Origin of the sequence: Streptococcus azizii (assembly GCF_001984715.1) — a bacterium.
Taxonomy (GTDB): domain Bacteria; phylum Bacillota; class Bacilli; order Lactobacillales; family Streptococcaceae; genus Streptococcus; species Streptococcus azizii.
In genome coordinates this window covers 21,989-41,629 of record NZ_MSPR01000017.1, presented here as the reverse complement: position 1 = coordinate 41,629, position 19,641 = coordinate 21,989, and the positions used below count along the sequence as shown (strand labels likewise).

The following is a 19,641-nucleotide window of genomic DNA, read 5'->3' as shown; positions in this document are numbered from 1 at the left end:
TCATAATAGCAAAGTGAAAAACTTTCTTTGTGAACATCCATTCCGATGAAAAGTGTGGTAAAATGAAACATATAAGACCTCCAATTGAGTGTGGTAATTCCTGTTAGAAGTTGATTGTTTTTTTATTCTAGTGTACAGGTAAATCCACGAATTCTCAACTGGGGGTCTTTACATATTGTCTATAACTCATTGAAATCCCAGACATCATCCACCCAGCCTTGGTAAAAATCAGGCTCATGGCAGACCATAAGGATGGATCCTTTATAGGCTTGAAGAGCCCGCTTCAATTCCTCCTTCGCATCGACATCCAAGTGGTTGGTCGGCTCGTCTAAAATCAGGACATTGTTCTCCCGATTCATCAAGAGGCAGAGGCGCACTTTGGCCTGCTCACCTCCTGACAGGACCTGAATCTGACTTTCAATATGCTTGGAAGTCAGACCACAGCGCGCCAAGGCAGCACGGACCTCGGCCTGATTGAGAGCAGGAAAAGCGTCCCAGACCGCTTCAAGTGGGGTCTGGCGATTCCCTCCAGCCACTTCTTGCTCAAAGTAGCCAATTTCTAGATACTCTCCCTGCTCGACCTGACCTCCTAGAGACGGAATCAAGCCGAGTAGGCTTTTCAGCAAGGTGGATTTTCCGATTCCATTGGCCCCGATAATCGCAATCTTCTTGTTACGCTCAAAGGTAAGATTCAAAGGAGTACGATTGAGGATACGGTCATAGCCGATTTCCAGATCCTTGGTCTGAAAGATAAAGCGACTCGGAGTTCTGGCCATTTTAAACTCAAAGGACGGCTTTGGTTTTTCAGCCTGTAGCTCAATAATGTCCATCTTATCTAGCTTTTTCTGGCGGGACATAGCCATGTTCCGAGTAGCGACCCGTGCCTTGTTACGGTTGACAAAATCTTGAAGATCGGCAATTTCTTTTTGCTGACGCTCATAGGCTGCTTCTAACTGAGCCCGCTTCATAGCATAGACTTCTTGAAACTGGTAATAATCGCCTGTATAGCGGACCAACTGCTGGTTATCCACATGATAGACGATATTGATGACATCGTTTAAGAAAGGAATGTCGTGAGAAATCAAGACAAAGGCATTTTCGTAGTTCTGCAAATAGCGCTTGAGCCACTCGATATGCTCAGCGTCTAAATAGTTGGTCGGCTCATCAAGGAGTAAGATGTCAGGTTTTTCCAGCAAGAGCTTGGCCAACAAAATCTTGGTTCGCTGACCTCCCGACAATTCCGTCACATCTCTATCCATGCCAAAGTCCATGACACCCAAGGCACGTGCTACCTCATCAATCTTGGCGTCTAAGGTATAAAAATCACGACTTTCCAACCGATCCTGAAGCTCCCCTACTTCTTCCATAAGGGTATCCATATCAGCTCCCTCATCTGCCATGGATAGATAAATCTCATTGATCCGCTCCTCGGTCTTAAATAGGTCATCAAAAGCCGTTCTTAAAACATCGCGGACAGATTGTCCCTTTTCCAGTTTAGCGTGCTGATCCAGATAGCCCGCTGTCACATAGCGAGACCACTCCACCTTGCCCTCGTCAGGTTGTAGCTGACCTGTGACAATAGACATAAAGGTCGATTTCCCCTCGCCGTTAGCCCCGACTAACCCGATATGCTCTCCTTTTAGCAGACGGAAGGAGACATTTTCAAAAATGGCACGATCGCCAAATCCATGGCTCAGATTTTTTACTTCTAAAATACTCATCTAATTCCTCGTAAGAAAGGGCGGTTCCCCACCCTTTTTCTCTAATTTTTCTTGAAAAATTTATCGGCATACTCAGCAGCAATCTCTGGATAATGGGTACGGGTCACTGCGATAAACTCTCTGAGATAGGCCGTCTGAAGCCATCGAAAAGCATACAGAATACCAACAAATAGGACAACAAGTAGTAAAAGAGACGTGACGGAGGCATTCCCTGTCTTTATAGCTGAAACAAGCTGCATCAGAAGGAATAAGCCAAACAAAATAGGGATTCCTATCTTCAAACGCTTGGTCCGCAGATCCTCTGTCTGCAGATCTTTCCCCTGTTCTTGTAGGAGATTTTCTGCAATCTCACGAACCTCTGCTTCATTCAGCAGTCCTTTTTTTAATTCCTGACGAACCTGACTGTTCAGATGTTTGCTCGGTACTGTAAATATCATGTCTTACTCCACTCCTATCTCTCTACGCACCACATCCGCAATAGTATCGACATAGTAATCCACTTCTGCATCAGTCGGTGCTTCTGCCATGATGCGTAAGAGAGGCTCTGTCCCGCTAGGGCGAACGAGGATACGTCCATTACCAGCCATTTCAGTTTCCATTTTTTCAATGATTGCCGCAATAGCTTCCACCTCCATAGCCTTATCCTTCATACTATTTTCCACACGGATATTCACTAATTTTTGCGGGTAGATGGTCACCTCACTTGCCAATTCTGAAAGTGTTTTTCCTGTTTCTTTCATAATTTTGGTTAGTTGAACAGCCGTCAACTGTCCGTCACCTGTCGTATTGTAATCCATTAAGATGACGTGTCCCGATTGTTCACCACCGACATTGTAGCCTGCTTTACGCATTTCTTCGACCACATACCGGTCTCCGACAGCCGTCACTGCCTTGGCGATGCCTTGGCGATCCAAGGCCTTGTGGAAACCAAGATTAGACATAACTGTTGTGACGATCGTATTTTGTGCGAGTAGCCCACGATCTGCCAAATATTTCCCGATAATATACATGATGCGGTCGCCATCAACCAAGTCACCGTTTTCATCAACGGCAATCAAGCGATCGCTATCACCATCGAAAGCAAGACCGATTTGACTTCCTGTTTCTTTGACCAATTCCTGTAAGGCTTCTGGATGGGTAGACCCCACTCCTTCATTGATATTGAGACCGTCTGGATTTTCTGCCATGATCGCCAGCTGCGCCCCCAAATCTGCGAAAATCTGACGGGCCGAGGTACTGGCTGCACCATTTGCTGTATCAAGCGCGACTTTCATTCCTTCCAAATCAAAGCCTGTTGAAACGAGGAATTGTTGGTATTTCCGAAGCCCTTCTGGATAATCAACCACATCTCCTAGCCCCTGTGCAGAAGGACGGGGTAGGGTATCTTCTTTGGCATCAAGCAGGGCCTCAATCTCTGCTTCCAGCTCATCATCCAGCTTAAAACCATCTCCGGCAAAGAACTTGATCCCATTATCTTGGGCTGGGTTGTGGCTGGCTGAAATCATGACACCTGCGCTTGCTTTTTCCGTACGCACAAGATAAGCCACCCCTGGAGTAGCAATGACACCCAGTTTATAGACATGGATTCCAGCTGAAAGAAGCCCAGCTACCAAGGCAGACTCCAGCATCTGACCAGAAATCCGTGTATCACGGCCGACAAATACGCGTGGTGTTGCCGTTTCATGCTGGCTTAGGACATAGCCTCCAAAACGTCCTAGTTTAAAGGCCAATTCTGGCGTTAGCTCAATATTGGCTTCTCCACGAACCCCATCTGTTCCAAAATAGTTTCCCATTATTTTTCAACTCTCTTTCTTATTTGGTTTTAGTGATTGTTGCCTGTAAGGTCGCCCCGTCTTGTGATAGGACAACTGGCAATACATTTCCTTGATTATCAACGGCTTGTAAGGTGGCTGTACCACTATAGCTCCCCTCTAAATTACTAGCATCAGGTACAACTGCCTCCACGCGCTCAATGCGGGCCATCGTATCTTCATCAGTCGTGACCTTGACCGAAGATACATTGACCGTAACCTTCCCTAAGCTGTATCCTTCTGCCAACTGGTTATTGGTGATGACACCTTGAACAGTGTAGGTCTTACTCACTTTCTTTCCTATTTTTACTGTCACTGTCTCAGGAACCAATTTTGCCTTGACTCCTGTCGGCAAGTTGGAGACGACCAGCTCAACCGCATGGGTTCCATTGGCTACCCCATTTAAGTCACCTGTCACCTCAAAGGTTCTCGTTGCTTCATCCGTCTCCCTCTGTAAAATCACTCGGTTTGAGGCGGTCAAAGAGACTGTTACAGTCGGTGAAAAGCCAGATATAAAATAATTTTCCTTATCATACTTGACATCGATTGGTACATTCGTAATCGTGTGCGTATAAGTTTCTGACTCGGTTACCTTCTTGGTTGTATTGGCTGCTGTAATCGAATTTTTATAGTTGGTTGTCGTCGCATAAAAAAATAGTACCAAGGCAATGAAGGCTGACAGAAATAGATGACCTACTCTTTTTAGTTTATCCTGCATTTTTTTTACCTCCTAACCGTTCTAACCAACTTCTCTTTTTCACATCATCAGGGGTAAAGATAGTCCTCAGCTCACTTTCAAATTCTTCCAAACTAAGATTGTGCTTAAAGACTCCATTATAGGCTACTGATATGCTACCTGTTTCTTCTGACACGACAAAGACAAAGGCATCTGATACTTCTGCTAAACCGATAGCTGCCCGGTGCCTAGTTCCAAATTCCTTTGAAATTCCTGCACTCTCTGTCAGTGGAAAATAGGCACACGACACGGCAATCTTATCCTCTTGGATAATCACTGCGCCATCATGAAGTGGTGTATTGGGAATAAAAATATTGATCAGCAACTCGCTTGAAATATCTGCATCAAGTGGGATCCCCGTTGCGCAATACTCACGTAAGGTGCGGGTACGCTCAACAGCAACCAAGGCTCCAATCTTCCGGGGAGACATGTAGGCCGCAGCCTTTATAAAGGCCTGAATAAGGGCTTCTTCTGAACTCAACTCTATTCGTGCAAATAATTGGGTTGTCCGCCCCAGTTTTTCTAAACTGCTTCTGATTTCAGGTGCAAAAATGACCACCCCTGCAATCACCCCGTAAGTAATCACCTGATTCATCAACCAAGAAATAGTCTGTAAGCCCAGCAAACTGGCAATCAGCTGGAAGAATAAAAAGAGAAAGACCCCACGGACTAAGGTCATAATCTTAGTACCTGCTAAGGCCTTGCTAAAACGATAGATGAGATAGCTGACCAGTGTAATGTCGACCAGGTGCATCAAGGCAGTCCAGGGACTGGCTGATAAACTGGACCAGTAATTCACATCCAATAATTGACTATAATTGAGCATCCACTTCACATACTTTCTATTTCTTGCTGTTCATATTATATCACATTTGATATAGATTTTCCTAAAAGACTGTCAAAAACACCCCTCAAACAGATGAAAATTTTTAGGATTTTACCTATTGATACTCGAGGTATTCACGCACACAACTAACCATTTTTTACTTGTATCTCTGAGTTTCCTAGCGGTATTAGCAACAAGCAAGGGGATACATAGCAATAAAAGATTTGCTCTACTATTTCCTACTTTTACTAGACAGTACCTCCCCTATTTTCCCCATCTCTTCCAAAAAGATTTGCCATTCTAGAAAAAGCCCTAGCTTTATGATAAAATAGGCCTATGATGAAATTAAATACAGCTTTAGGGCTTCTGGCTGGAAAAGCCTCCCAAGCCCTTCTCAATCGATTAGGGCGCGGCACAAGTCTGCCGGGAAAAATCGCCTTACAATTTGACAAGAATATCCTAGATAGCCTTGCAACAGATTATGAAATTGTTGTGATTACAGGGACAAATGGTAAAACACTCACTACTGCCTTGACAGTTGGTATTTTAGAAGAGGCCTTTGATACCGTCACGACCAATACTAGTGGAGCGAATATGCTACCGGGGATTACAGCCACTTTTTTATCTGCCAAGAAGAATAAAAAGGGTAAAAAAATTGCTGTCTTAGAGATTGACGAAGCCAGCCTTGCCAAGGTGACTGAATTTATCAAGCCCAGCCTCATTGTCTTTACCAATATCTTCCGCGATCAAATGGATCGCTATGGCGAGATTTATACAACCTACCAGATGATTGTCGACGGTGCCGCAAAAGTACCGACTGCTACAATCCTTGCCAATGGAGACAGTCCCATCTTTCACTCCACCACACTGGCGAATCCTGTCCGCTATTATGGGTTTGCGACGGAAGAACACGAACCAACAACAGTCCACTACAATACCGAAGGGATTCTCTGCCCGCACTGCCACCACATTTTACAATACAAGATGAATACCTATGCCAACCTCGGTAGCTACATCTGTCTGTCTTGTGGCTTTGCACGTCCCGAATTAGACTACAAGCTAACAGCACTCGAGGAGATTACCCATGTGTCGTCTTCTTTCGTCATTGATGGGCAAGCCTACACTATTAACATCGGTGGACTCTATAATATCTACAATGCCCTTGCAGCGGTAAGCGTCGCTGAATTTTTGGGGATTTCTCCTGAGATTATCAAGGCTGGTTTCGACAAGAGCAAGGCCGTATTCGGCCGACAGGAAATCTTCCAACTCGGCGATAAGAACTGCACCTTGATTCTCATTAAAAACCCAGTCGGTGCGACACAGGCCCTTGAAATGATCCAACTGGCCCCTTACACGTTTAACCTTGCCGTTCTACTCAATGCCAACTATGCAGACGGGATTGATACCAGTTGGATTTGGGATGCTGATTTTGAACGAATCACCCAAATGGAGATTTCGCAAGTCTTTGCTGGCGGAGTTCGGGCTTCTGAAATCGCTCGTCGATTGCGGGTAGCAGGAGCTCCTGTGGAGAACATCACCCAGGAACAATCCATCACAAAGATTCTCGATTTAATCGAGAGCCAAGACACTGAGCATACCTATATTCTTGCGACCTATACTGCTATGCTGGAGCTTCGAGATGTTCTTGCGCAACGACAAATCGTTGGAAGGGAGATGAGATAATCAGATGGTCTATACATCACTATTCAGTCCAGCTAAGGACTATCATTACCAGCTCAATATTGCCCATCTCTATGGGGACTTGATGAATACCTATGGTGATAATGGCAATATTCTCATGCTTAAATACGTAGCTGAGAAACTGGGAGCAGCTGTCCAAGTAGACATCGTCTCACTGGAGGATCCATTTGATCAGGACTTCTATGACATCGCTTTTTTCGGAGGGGGACAAGACTATGAGCAGTCGATTCTCGCTCAAGATTTACCAACAAAAAAGGAAGGGCTGTCTGCCTTTATCGAAAACGAGGGAGTCATGCTAGCCATTTGCGGTGGCTTCCAGCTCCTAGGTCAATACTATATTGAAGCGGGGGGACGAAAGATTGAAGGGCTGGGAATCCTCGGTCACTACACGCTCAATCAGGTCAACAATCGCTTTATCGGTGACATTAAAATTCATAATGAAACATTCAACGAGACTTACTATGGTTTTGAAAACCACCAAGGGCGAACCTTTTTAGCTGATAATCAAAAACCACTAGGTAAGACCATTTACGGACATGGCAATAACAATGAAGATGGTGGGGAGGGCATGCACTACAAAAATACCTTTGCTAGCTACTTCCACGGTCCCATCCTCTCCCGCAATGCCAATCTAGCCTACCGCCTTGTCACAACTGCCCTGCGTAACAAATACGGGCAAGAGATTTCACTTCCTGCCTACGAAGAGGTTCTTTCTCTAGAAACTCCTGAAGAATACAAAGATGTTAAAAGTAGGGCTCACTTTGAAGAAAGCAAGGGGGAGGCATGAGACAAAAACTCCACTATATCACCGTCCTATTGTTGATTTTGTTAATTTCATGCTTAGCACTTGCCAATATGGAAAAGGTCAAGGTCAGCTACCTCTTTGGACACTTCCAACTTCCCTTGATTATTCTGATTCTATCCTCCGTCTTACTCGGTGCCGTTATTGCCAGCTTGATTAGTCTGGGCAGGCATTGGACCATCAAGGCTGAGTTGAAACAAGCCAGGAAAGAATTAGAACAGCACCAACAAACATTCACTAAAACGGTAGAGTAAATCAAAGCAGGATAGCCCTGCTAGCCTCCGATAGACTAGCAGGAGGAAGCTCTATTTAAAAGATCTATCAACAAGATTTTGGAGGTGGTTGAACCAGGACTCTCCTCTCATTATAAAAGAGCATTTCCCTAGTAGCGGAGATGCTCTTTTACTTATACTCTTTAAAAATCAAAAGGATACTTCGTCAACTTGCCTCGGTGAATTGAACTCGGACTACGAGCTATGCAAAAAAGATAGGCAGCTGTTTCAGCTTTAGCTGATTACAGCTGAGAATCCCTTTGGGATAGTTTTTCCTAGGTCAGGCTTCTGTGGTCACTTTCTTGTTTCTAGGTGACCGTTGAAACAGTTCCCCAAACTGTTTCAATCCCATTTTTGCTTTGCTCGCTTCAACAGTCTAGGGATAGACTGTTGGAGGTTGGAAATAGAACGAGTGAAACTCGTGTCAAACGCCCTCGTATCTTGATGAGTGAAAAGATCCAGTGGAGCTTTTCAGCCTGTTCCCTCCAAATAAGATGGAACTATTGAGAAAAGTCGTGACTTTTCTTATTTCCAACTTGAAATAGTTATCAACTATTTCAACTACCTTCGCCTGCGATTATAAGGAAATTAGCGCTGCTAATCTCATTTCCAACCTTTCACAATTCTCAATTGTGAAAGCTAGTCTACTTTTGATTTTTATTGAGTATTATATACTGTTTCTATTTTATCCTCAACCAAAATCAAAAATAGCCATACAGAAAACTCATGTCACAAGCGCCTCTGTCAGTTCCTCCCATTCTTGTAGCAGCTCATTCTGCTGGTCTAGGAGGTCATCTAGTTCCTTTTGAAGAGCGGTCAAGTCCTCCACATCATTTGTTTCAAGCATCGCTGCTTGCAACTTGGAGGAACAATTTTCCAACTCATCAATGTCCATTTCAATTTGCTCAATTCGGCGAGCTATTTTGCGTTGCTCTTTTTGGCTTTCTTTCTGTGTTTGATAGTCACTAGCTCCATTGGAATGTCCTGTACTAGCCGAATCAGTTATCTCGTTCAGGCTAGATAACTGCTCCGCTTTTTTCTCCAAATAATAATCGTAATCTCCCAAGTAAAGGGTGCTACCTGTTTCAGATAATTCGAGAACTTTGGTTGCTACTCGATTGATAAAATAGCGGTCATGGCTGACAAAGAGCAGTGTCCCGTCGTACTGAATGAGAGCCTCTTCCAAAACCTCCTTGCTATCAATATCCAGATGATTGGTCGGCTCATCCAAGATTAGAAAATTATTATTTTCCATGGACAGTTTGGCTAATAAGACTCGCGCCTTTTCTCCACCAGAGAGCATAGCAATAGATTTTTTGACATCATCACCTGAAAAGAGAAAGGCTCCCAAACGGTTGCGGATTTCCACCTCAGGGGTCGTGGGAAAGGCAGACCACAATTCTTCTAAAACAGAATTAGAAGGAGTTAGGGCAGACTGGGTCTGGTCATAATAGCCGATTTCAACATTAGCTCCGAACTTCGCCCCTCCCTTGATAAAAGGTAATTGACCCACGATTGATTTTAAAAGCGTTGTTTTTCCGATACCATTGGATCCCACAACAGCTATGGCATCCAATTTTCTCTGATCAATCTGAATCGGTTCCGAAAGAACCTCACCATTGTAGCCCACTGCAGCCTGATCGACTGTCAGGACAATATTCCCAGAGGTCTTGGCTGAGTAGAAGGTCATCTTAGCAGATGTTTGTTCCAAGGTCGGCTTATCTAATCGCTCCATTTTTTCCAGTTGCTTACGCCGTGCCTGGGCTCGCTTGGTGGTTGAAGCTCGAACGATATTCTTTTGGACAAAATCCTCCAGCTTAGCAATTTCCTTTTGTTGCTTTTCATAATGTTGCCATTCAATCTGTAGCTTCTGGTGTTTTAACTCCATAAAGGTCGAGTAATTCCCCACATAGCGATCCAAAGAAGTCGCAGTCAAATCAAGTGTAATGGTCGCAATCTTGTCTAAAAAATAGCGATCATGGCTGACAACAAGGATCGCCCCCTTATAATGAATGAGGTAATTTTCTAGCCAGGCAATCGTTTCAATATCCAAATGATTGGTCGGCTCATCTAGGACCAGTAACTCTGGTTTTTCTAGCAACATTTTAGCCAAGGCCAAGCGGGTATTTTGTCCACCTGACAGGGCTGAAATCTTCATCTGCCACATCGATTCATCAAACTTGAATCCATTTAAAATAGCACGAATATCGGCTTCGTAAGTAAAGCCCCCTGCCACACGAAAGGCTTCTGACAGACTATCATAGGTCTGAATCAGTTGCTCCAACTCTTGACCTGTCAACTCTCCCATTTGAATTTCCATCTCCCGCAAGCGTTGCTCTGTCTGACGAAGTTCTGAAAAGACCTGCAACATCTCTTCATAAATGGTCTTATCTGATTCAAAACGGCTATTTTGCGCCAGATAGGACAGGGATAAATCTTTTTTTCGGTTGATGTCACCGCTAGTCGGGGCCTCTTCTCCAACCAGAATTTTGAGTAAGGTCGACTTTCCAGCACCATTTTTCCCTACTAGGGCTATTCGATCGCGTTCATCCACCTGTAAATCAATATTTTTAAAGAGCAGCTCCCCTGCAAAGGAGCGCTCAATCTTATTTCCTTGTAATATAATCATAGCCTTATTGTATCACATCTTCTATTATGATAACCGCTCTTCTAGTTGAAAATCAATCGGAAGCCACGATAATACCACTTCCAACTGCTTATCCCAGTAGTACCACTCATGCCTGCCTGGTGCCGTCTGATAATCGACTTCATAGCCCAGCTCCTTAAAGGATTGAGCCGCAAAGTCGTTGGCAGGCAGCAGGAAGTCCTGCTCCCCACACCAGATATACATCTTACTTGTCTTATCTGCTGTTTTAGCTAGCTGGATGAGGGAATGAGGATTTTCGGGACTTTCCCAATCTGCAATCTCACCGAAGGTTCCAATCCAATAAGCAGCACTGCCCAAACCTTCCTTTCTTGGATCAAGCCCCTTAAAGCTAAGAGCTCCTGATAGGCTGGCAACATGAGAAAAGCGATTGGTTTCTAGGGCTAGGCGCATGGCTCCATAACCTCCCATAGACAGGCCTGCAATGAAGGTTTTCTCTCGCTTGTCTGTCATATTTGGAAAGAAGCGCTTTAAAACGTCTGGTAATTCAACTGCTAAGGCATCGAAATAGGGATAGCCATACTGGGTATTCACATACCATCCATTATGGGTATCCGGCATAACGACAATCAGATTGGTCTTTCGTACCAAACGTTCCAAGGCCGTCAAGCGCAACCAAGTGGTATCACGCCCGCCCATTCCATGTAAAAGATACAAAACCGGAATATCTGTATCATCAGCATTGTCTACCCGCCCCTGGTCTGGGTACAAGACCTGCATTGACAAGTCCAAATCCATAACGGGAGAGTAATAGGTAATACTCATTAGAGCCATCTTGCTCCTCCTTCTCATCGTCTATAAAAAGGTGTTGCTTACTGATACAGCCAGCTCCACCTTTTTCTGCCTATTTGTCTATATAGTTGTTTATACTCAATAAAAATCAAAAGTAGACTAAGATACAAAGGGCGTGTAAAAAGCGACTGAAAAATAGGAGATTGACGACGTGTTCGTTGAACACGAGGAAATCTATCCCTAAAGGGATTCTCATCTGTAATCAGCTAAAGCTGAAACATCTGCCTATCTTTTTTCCGAGCTTTTAGCCCGTGTTCAATTCACCGAGACTCTTGACAACGTATCCTTTTGATTTTTAAAGAGTATAAATGAGTATACTATTTGACTTCCATGATAACAGGTAAAATAGCTGGACGTCTCTTGGTTTGATCAAAGAGGTATTTTGCTAATTCATCGCGAACAGATGATTTCAGCTCAGTCCAGTCAAAACTGTCCTTGGTGAAATAGTCTTCTACTGTCGTATTGACCAGTTCAGAGGCTTCACGCAGAATATCACGACTCTTTTTGACATAGACAAAGCCACGCGTATGGACCTTAGCTTTTGAAATAATCCGTTTTTCACGACGACTAACGGTAATGACCACGATGAAAATACCGTCTTCTGACAAAATCTTCCGATCGCGCAAAACGATATTCCCCACATCACCAATGGCATTTCCATCGATCATGACATCACCAGCAGGAACAGAACCAGCATGCACAAATTCCCCCTGCTCATAACTCATGACATCACCCCGTTTCACGATGAAGATGTTTTCTGGGTATAGACCGATTTCAAGCGCCGCACGTGCGTGGGCATCCAGCTGGCGATACTCCCCCTGTATAGGGAACAAATACTTAGGACGCAAGATATTGAGCATCAACTGCAAATCGCGCGCATTCCCATGTCCTGAAACCCTCAAGTTCTTGGTGATGGACTTGACGACACCGCCTGCCTGGTAGATCATATTTTCTACCCGTGCCACAACTGCTTCTTTGGAAATGGTCGGTGTCGTGACAATGTAGACCAAGTCTCCTTCTTTTATTTCGACATAGCGGTGACGACCGATTGACATCTTACGCAAACCGTTTAAAGGCTCGCCCATGCGGCCTGTTTCCAGAATAATCAGTTCATTGTCTTCAAAGCGATTCATCTCTTTTGGCTTAATCAGCAAGCGTTCACTGACCAAGCGCAATTTTTTCAGTTGAATAGCGGTGCGGACGATATTTTCCACATCGTACCCTGTCAGTACCACACGGCGACCGGTTGCTTCAGCGGCATCAAAGATCTGCTGGATACGGACAATGTTACTAGCAACTGCTGCAACAATAACACGTCCTTCCCAGTCTGCAATGGTATTGAGAATTTCCTCTGCTTCTTCGTGCATACTGGCAACCTGGATATTGTTATCTGCATTGGCTGAATCAGACAGGAGGGCTAATACCCCCTCATTTCCAATTTCTGCTAAGCGACCAAAGTCGGTCTTGTAAAAAGGATTTGCTGCCTGATCAAATTTGAAATCGCCTGTATAGACGATATTGCCCTCGTCTGTCTTGATAACAACCCCCAGACTTTCAGGAATGGAGTGAGTTGTTTTAAAAAAGGACACAACCGAGGTACCAAAATCAATCTCTGTTTCGGCATTGATGACATGGAAATCCTTAAACTTCTTGGTGGCATTATAATTTTTGACCACCAATTTAGCCAGTTCAATGGTCAAGTGGGAACCAAAGACAGGAACTCGGACATTTTCTAGTAGATAGGGCAGGGCTCCGATCGCATCTGCATGCCCATGGGTCAAAAACACCCCTGCCACCCGCTTCTTATTTTCCACCAGATATTCAACATTTGGTACGATGACATCGACACCAAGCTGTTCATTTTCCGGATATTTCAGCCCAGCATCCAGGACAAAAATCGTGTCATTAACTTCAGCGATGTAGAGATTCTTCCCGTTCTCACGGACACCTCCCAAAGCCATTATTTTTATATCTGTCATGATAACTCCTTTATTTATTTGTTTGTTCTTACAGAAAATCGGACGAGTTGCCATCAGGTAAACTGATGACAGCGCAAACTTTATTAAGCTCATCTTACACCATAAAACGGACGCAGTTCCAAAGAGGAAGGAGTCAATATGGGGGTGATTTTCTAATAGTATTACTAACGGTCCTTGGAATCCCAAGTCGAATTACAGTCTTGCAACTTCTTGCATATCTGTACCATTATACCCTTTTTTCAGTTTTTTTTCAAAATATAGCTCAAAAAAAGAAGAGTAGGACTCCACCATACTCAATAAAAATCAACAGTAGACTAGGCTCATTTCCTTATCATCGAAGCCGAAGGTAGTCGAGGCTGGGACAAAATTCCTGTTCCAAATACTAAAAACGAACAAATATAACATTTTGAATATACTTGTTCGTTTTTAGTGGTTCATTGTAGGTTCCATAGAATTTATAATAAGGAATTGCAAAAATCAGAATCGTTTTGTCCCAGTCTCAAGTTGGAAATATGAAAAGATACAAAGTCCGTAAAAAACTCAACGTGTAGCTTAGTATCTAAGAAACTCTCCACTGGATAGTGTCTTCCCTATCCATAAGTGAACATCGTTCACAAGGGCTACAGCAAAATAGGAAAGTTGAACAAGTATCCTTTTGATTTTTTAAGAGGATAAGAAGTTCTTCCTACTCTTTCCCATCCTATTCAAATAAACGATAGTAATCTTCCAAGACCATTTTTTCTTTTTCGGCTGTATTCAAGTCTTTCACAATTTGCCCGTCTTTCATGACCAGGAGACGATTCCCATATTTAAGGGCAGCTTCCATCTGGTGGGTAATCATCAAAGCCGTTAATTGGTCCTTTGTCACAAAACGATCCGTCAACTCCATCAAGGCCACACTGGTCTTGGGGTCAAGGGCGGCTGTATGCTCATCCAAAAGGAGCAGCTCCGGACGTTTTAAGGTAGCCATAAGAAGACTCAAAGCCTGCCGTTGCCCACCAGAGAGAAATTCAATCGGCGTGTCCAAATGTTTTTCAAGCCCATTACCAATCTGAGCAATGATTGCTTGAAATTCTTCCTTATGACGATTCAATTTTCGTGGAATAAGCCCTCGACCTTCCCCGCGAAACTTCGCAATCAAAAGGTTTTCTGCGACCGTCATTCTAGGAGCTGTTCCCATTTTAGGGTCTTGAAAGACACGCGCCACATACTTAGCCCGCTTTTCGGGTGACAGATGCGTCACATCTTCTCCCATCATGCGAATCTTACCATCTGTCAGGGGCAAGGTTCCTGCAATCACATTGAAAAGGGTCGATTTCCCTGCACCGTTTCCTCCCAAAATAGTGATAAAGTCATGCTCATGAATGGTCAAAGACACCTGATTTAAGATAACTTTCTCCTCATCAAAGCTAGTATTGACCACTTTGGTGGCATTTTCTAATTCTACAATTACTGTCATTTACTAATGGTCACTCCTTTGAAGAATTTTGTTTTCAGACTTGGAATCATGAGGCAGATAGCTAAAATAACCGCACTATAAATGCGAAGGTAGCTGGTATTAAAACCGAGGGCAATCACCCCCCAGATGAGAAACTGATAAATGATGGCTCCCACTACAATCGTCAGCAAGCGTTCTGCCAAGGTCAAGCTCTTAAAGAGAACTTCTCCGATGATGAGACTAGCTAGTCCAACAACGATGACCCCAATACCACGCGAAACATCTGCATACCCTTCTTGCTGCGCAATAATCGCTCCTGCTAGGGCAATCACCCCGTTGGACAGGACCAAGCCCATCAACTCCATAGTGTCAGTATCGATACCGAAGCTCCTTGCCATATCGGGATTATCCCCTGTTGCGATATAGGCCTGACCTAGCTTCGTATCAAGGAAAAAAAGCACAGCTACAATGACGATGACTACAAAGATGAGTCCCGCAACAAGATTATTGACAGCGTTACTAAAAGGGAGATAGTCTTGAATCTGCTGCGTCCCTAACAGTCCGAGGTTAGCACGTCCCATAATCATTAACATGATCGAATGGCAAGAGGTCATGACCAGGATTCCTGAAAGAAGGGTTGGAATCTTTCCCTTGGTATAGAGCAGTCCTGTTACCAAACCTGCTACACAACCTGAAAGGACAGCTAAAAAAGTAGCAAGAATCGGATTCATCCCCCCACTAATCAGGGTAACTGCTACCGCCCCTCCTAAAGGAAAACTCCCTTCTGCTGTCATATCTGGAAAATTCAAGATTCTAAAGGTCATGTAAATACCAAGTCCCAAGATGGACCAGACCAGACCTTGTGATACTATTGATACAATCATATTTTCTTCCTATTGCTAATGAGAGGAGAGGGACCCGTAAAAAAGTACCCATATCCTCTTCGTTTCTATCCTTATTCGACAATTTCACCAGCAGCTTTTTCGATTTCTTCTGGAATCTCGATTCCCAATTCTGCTGCTACTTTTTTGTTAATGATTGGCTCGCCTTGATCCACTACATCGACAGGCGTCTCAGCTGGTTTTGCTCCTTTCAATATCTTGGCTGTCATTTTTCCTGTTGAAAGTCCAAGACCATATTGGCTAACAACAACAGATGCTAGACCACCTTCTTTCACCATTGTATCTGCACTTGGAAAGATTGGAATTTTCGCTTCCTTGTTGCTGGCAACAACTGTCTTAAAGGCTGAGGCAATAGCATTATCCTGTGGTACCCAGATAGCATCTACCTTGCTGGTCATGACGGCCATCGTTGACGCAATCTCGTTGCTAGATGGCACTGGATAGGCCAGCACTGTGTAGCCTTGTTTTTCTGCCAATTCAGTGAATTTTTCTACATTTAGTTTTGAATTATCTTCGTTACTGGAGTAAAGAACACCGATTGTTTTGGTCTTGGGGGTTATTTTCTTAATCAGGTCAAGCTGTTGAGCGATCGGTTGAGGGCAGGCAACTCCTGTCACATTTGCCCCCGGCTTTTCCAGGCTTTCGACTAATTTGGCACCGACTGGATCTGTGATAGCTCCCATGATAACAGGCAAGTCACTGCTTGCATTGGCAAGGCCTTGGGCTGCTGGAGTCGCAATTCCTACCAAGACCTGATTGCCATTTGAGACCAACTGCTTACTCATGGTAGCGATTTTCCCTTGGTCTCCTTCTGCATTCATAAAGTCAATCTTGATATTCGTACCCTTATAGCCTTCTTCTGCTAGACCATCTTGGATGCCGCGGTAAATTTCATCGAGAGCTTCGTGAGTCACAAACTGAAGGACCCCGACCTTCACCGTCTCCCCCTCAGTCTGCTCTTTTTTCTCTCCCTTTTGATTGGTTAGAAAAATTCCCCCCATCACAACCGCTACCAAAGCCAGAATGGTTAGCAATAAATTCTTGTTTTTCATACTCTAATCTCCTCTTTGTTTACACATAGTTCAACATTGCTATTCAGACAGTATCGTTAACAAATTCGCCAACGCTTTTTCATCATTCAATCCCTCCTCATATAGCATTCCACCATGCTATAGAAAAAGCCCCCGCATACAAAAAACTGTATGCGAGGGCGTCAACGACACGGTGCCACCTCACTTATGGAAACTGTCTAGAATGGTTCCATTTCTCATCCTCCTCTATCAAGGAGTCGCACGGTAAGGGGTGCCAACCGAATTCTCATTGTTTTGAATTCAATACATAACCTCAGCCCATTTCATGAACGTCCGCTACTTGTTCGCAATACCCACAAGCTCCCTGAAAACTGACTATCCACTACTTCTTCTGATTAGTACATATTATAGAACTTCCACCTTAGTTTGTCAATAGTTTTTTTGTCATTTTTTAAAAAAATGTTATAATTGGAACACGAAGCAGGTTACGCTTGACCCGCAGGAACTAGAAATACGAGGAATAACCATGTCTTTTGACGGATTCTTTTTACATCATATGACAGCTGAATTACGAGAGGCGCTTGAAGGCGGGCGGATTCAGAAGATTAACCAGCCTTTTGAGCAAGAAATCGTCCTTCATATCCGCAGCAATCGGACGAGCCACAAGCTACTTCTTTCCGCCCATCCCACCTTTTGTCGCATCCAGCTGACCCAAACTGAATTTACCAATCCCAAGCTACCAAGTACCTTTACCATGATTCTACGGAAATACCTACAGGGAGCCATCATTGAAACCATCCGACAATGGGATAATGACCGCATTCTAGAATTTATTGTGTCCAATAAAGATGAAATTGGCGACCATATTCAGGTCAGCCTCATCATTGAAATCATGGGCAAACACAGCAATATTCTCCTCATTGATAAGGGTGAAGATCGAATCATCGAAGCCATTAAGCATGTCGGCTTTTCACAAAATTCCTATCGGACGATTCTACCAGGAGCAAGCTATATCCGTCCACCTGAAACAAAGAACCTCAATCCCTTTACGATTGGCGATGAAAAATTATTTGAACTACTCAGTACAGAGGAGCTATCTCCCAAACGGCTTCAAATCCTTTTTCAAGGCTTGGGACGCGATACCGCTACAGAGTTGAACCAGCTTTTACTAACTGATAAACTCAAGAATTTTCGCCGCTTTTTTGAACAAGACCGCCAGCCGAGTCTAACGACTCGCTCTTACTCTGCCGTTCCTTTTACAGACAGTCAAGGCGGATTTACGACACTCTCTCAACTCCTTGACGATTACTATCAGGACAAGGCAGAACGTGACCGTGTTGCCCAGCAGGCTCAGGAATTGATTAAGCGAGTCGCGAGTGAGCTGGATAAAAATCGCAAAAAACTTATGAAGCAGGAGCAAGAACTCCTTGACACCGAAACCGCTGAACTCTTCCGGCAAAAAGGAGAATTGCTGACGACCTATCTCCATCAGGTGCCAAACGATCAAGCAAGCGTCCGTCTGGACAATTACTATACGGGCGAACCTTTAGACATCGAGTTGGACATCGCGCTTACTCCGAGCCAAAATGCCCAGCGCTATTTTAAAAAATACCAGAAACTAAAAGAAGCAGTCAAGCACTTACATAGCCTCATTGACGAAACCAAAGCAACCATCGACTACCTCGAGAGCGTTGATACCATGCTGAATCAAGCCAGCCTCTCCGAAATCGATGAAATCAGGGAAGAATTGATTGAGACGGGCTATCTCAAACGGCGTTATCGAGAAAAAATAGCCAAGCGCCAAAAAGCTGAACGCTACCTAGCGACAGACGGAAAAACCATCATTCTCGTCGGAAAAAACAACCTCCAAAATGATGAACTGACCTTTAAAATAGCCAAAAAAGGAGAACTCTGGTTCCATGCTAAGGACATTCCGGGAAGTCATGTCCTTATCACAGGCAATCTTGACCCGAGCGATGAAGTAAAGACGGATGCAGCAGAGCTAGCAGCCTACTTCTCCAAGGGGCGCTACTCCAATCTGATTCCAGTTGACATGATTGAAGCGAAAAAATTGCACAAACCGACTGGCGGAAAGCCAGGCTTTGTGACCTACCGAGGGCAAAAGACACTCCGAGTTACGCCAGATGAAGCAAAGATTAAGGCGATGAAGCAGTAAGGGATAAAAAATGAACGAAACCATCAAGAACTACGTCAATGTCTGCATCAAAAAAGGCAATCAGGTCCTCCTATTAAATCGTCAGCATGATGATTTCAAAGGGTGGATTCAACCCGGTGGCAAGGTCGAATTCCCAGAAAGTTTTTTTGAAGCTGCTGTGCGAGAAGTCAAAGAAGAGACCGGTCTAACCGTCCGTCACTTACAACTAAAAGGAATTTCTGGTTTTACCAATCCGACTGGAAAAGAACGCTATGTCTACTACGACTTTCTCTGTGAGGATTTTGAAGGCGAAATCTTAACGACCTCACCTGAAGGAACTCCCAAATGGTGGGCGATTGGGCAACTAGACCAGCTCGATATGCAAGACGACATAAGAGATCGTCTCCTCCTCTATTGGCGCAGAGGCTCCTTTGAACGCATCCACTATTGGGATGAGGAAAACCACTGTATCTCCCACACGGAAGAAATACTCTATGATTGATACTCATTGAAAAGCGCAGTCCAATACGAACTGCGCTTTCATAATAGTTAAAAATTTTGGGCTAGCCTGGCATACGAGAATGCCTAGCTGCGCATGTTTATACTCTTTAAAAATCAAAAGGATCCTTCGTCAACTTACCTTGGTGAAGAATCGTTCTACCTTCGGCTTCGATTATACTCATTTAGTTTAACTTTTTTAGTTTAACTTTTACTACTTCGTTAACTCGCTTTGCCGTACTCTACGATTGTTACTGACTATCGTCAGTATGATTTCCAACCTTCAACAGTCATTAGACTGTTGAAGCAGCC

16 protein-coding genes are annotated in these 19,641 nt (G+C 44.0%); 5 read left to right on the top strand and 11 right to left on the bottom strand.

The features are described from left to right. Window positions 1-179: 179 nt before the first annotated feature. From BVE84_RS08405 to cdaA, 5 genes are read right to left on the bottom strand one after another with little or no spacing between them, the layout of a single operon-like run. A complete protein-coding gene (locus BVE84_RS08405; RefSeq protein ID WP_076996593.1) occupies window positions 180-1,721 on the bottom strand; it encodes an ABC-F family ATP-binding cassette domain-containing protein in 1,542 nt (513 codons plus the stop codon). Window positions 1,722-1,762: 41 nt separating this feature from the next. After that, window positions 1,763-2,158 (bottom strand): hypothetical protein, encoded by a 396-nt coding sequence (locus BVE84_RS08400; RefSeq protein ID WP_076996592.1) that lies wholly within the window; start codon window positions 2,156-2,158, stop codon window positions 1,763-1,765. Window positions 2,159-2,161: 3 nt separating this feature from the next. Further along, window positions 2,162-3,514, bottom strand: coding sequence for a phosphoglucosamine mutase (gene glmM / locus BVE84_RS08395; protein WP_076996591.1), 1,353 nt, complete (start codon window positions 3,512-3,514; stop codon window positions 2,162-2,164). A gap of 19 nt (window positions 3,515-3,533) precedes the next feature. Continuing rightward, window positions 3,534-4,250: a CdaR family protein gene (locus BVE84_RS08390; RefSeq protein WP_076996590.1), complete on the bottom strand. Its 717-nt coding sequence runs from the start codon at window positions 4,248-4,250 to the stop codon at window positions 3,534-3,536. After that, a complete protein-coding gene (gene cdaA / locus BVE84_RS08385; protein ID WP_076996589.1) occupies window positions 4,240-5,094 on the bottom strand; it encodes a diadenylate cyclase CdaA in 855 nt (284 codons plus the stop codon). The genes BVE84_RS08390 and cdaA overlap by 11 nt, the downstream gene beginning before the upstream one ends. A gap of 339 nt (window positions 5,095-5,433) precedes the next feature. Here cdaA and murT point away from each other — a divergent pair, with 339 nt between their 5' ends. Genes murT through BVE84_RS08370 form a run of 3 tightly spaced genes read left to right on the top strand, consistent with a single transcriptional unit; the run spans window position 5,434 to window position 7,851 of the window. Then, window positions 5,434-6,777 (top strand): lipid II isoglutaminyl synthase subunit MurT, encoded by a 1,344-nt coding sequence (gene murT, locus BVE84_RS08380; protein ID WP_076996588.1) that lies wholly within the window; start codon window positions 5,434-5,436, stop codon window positions 6,775-6,777. Window positions 6,778-6,781: 4 nt separating this feature from the next. Beyond that, window positions 6,782-7,582 (top strand): lipid II isoglutaminyl synthase subunit GatD, encoded by an 801-nt coding sequence (gatD, locus tag BVE84_RS08375; protein WP_076996587.1) that lies wholly within the window; start codon window positions 6,782-6,784, stop codon window positions 7,580-7,582. Continuing rightward, a complete protein-coding gene (locus BVE84_RS08370; protein ID WP_076996586.1) occupies window positions 7,579-7,851 on the top strand; it encodes a LapA family protein in 273 nt (90 codons plus the stop codon). Before gatD ends, BVE84_RS08370 begins: the two co-directional genes overlap by 4 nt. Before the next feature lie 742 nt (window positions 7,852-8,593). Here BVE84_RS08370 and BVE84_RS08365 read toward each other — a convergent pair. The 6 genes from BVE84_RS08365 to trpX all read right to left on the bottom strand — a co-directional run bounded on the left by BVE84_RS08365 (window position 8,594) and on the right by trpX (window position 16,697). After that, on the bottom strand, window positions 8,594-10,498 hold the full coding sequence (locus BVE84_RS08365) for an ABC-F family ATP-binding cassette domain-containing protein (protein WP_076996585.1): 1,905 nt from the start codon (window positions 10,496-10,498) through the stop codon (window positions 8,594-8,596). A gap of 24 nt (window positions 10,499-10,522) precedes the next feature. Next, on the bottom strand, window positions 10,523-11,308 hold the full coding sequence (locus tag BVE84_RS08360) for an alpha/beta hydrolase (protein ID WP_076996584.1): 786 nt from the start codon (window positions 11,306-11,308) through the stop codon (window positions 10,523-10,525). 335 nt (window positions 11,309-11,643) lie between these two features. Further along, entirely contained in the window at window positions 11,644-13,305 is a 1,662-nt protein-coding gene (locus BVE84_RS08355; protein WP_076996583.1) for a ribonuclease J, read from the bottom strand. Between the two features lie 700 nt (window positions 13,306-14,005). Continuing rightward, window positions 14,006-14,764 carry an ABC transporter ATP-binding protein gene (locus BVE84_RS08350; protein WP_076996582.1) on the bottom strand — a complete coding sequence of 253 codons (759 nt, stop codon included), beginning with the start codon at window positions 14,762-14,764 and terminating at the stop codon, window positions 14,006-14,008. After that, window positions 14,761-15,627 (bottom strand): ABC transporter permease, encoded by an 867-nt coding sequence (locus BVE84_RS08345; protein ID WP_076996581.1) that lies wholly within the window; start codon window positions 15,625-15,627, stop codon window positions 14,761-14,763. The genes BVE84_RS08350 and BVE84_RS08345 overlap by 4 nt, the downstream gene beginning before the upstream one ends. Window positions 15,628-15,698: 71 nt before the next feature. After that, entirely contained in the window at window positions 15,699-16,697 is a 999-nt protein-coding gene (trpX, locus tag BVE84_RS08340; protein ID WP_076996580.1) for a tryptophan ABC transporter substrate-binding protein, read from the bottom strand. Between the two features lie 505 nt (window positions 16,698-17,202). Here trpX and BVE84_RS08335 point away from each other — a divergent pair. Both BVE84_RS08335 and BVE84_RS08330 read left to right on the top strand, forming a co-directional pair. After that, window positions 17,203-18,852, top strand: coding sequence for an Rqc2 family fibronectin-binding protein (locus tag BVE84_RS08335; protein WP_076996579.1), 1,650 nt, complete (start codon window positions 17,203-17,205; stop codon window positions 18,850-18,852). Between the two features lie 10 nt (window positions 18,853-18,862). Then, window positions 18,863-19,333: an 8-oxo-dGTP diphosphatase gene (locus BVE84_RS08330; protein WP_076996578.1), complete on the top strand. Its 471-nt coding sequence runs from the start codon at window positions 18,863-18,865 to the stop codon at window positions 19,331-19,333. Window positions 19,334-19,641 lie beyond the last annotated feature (308 nt).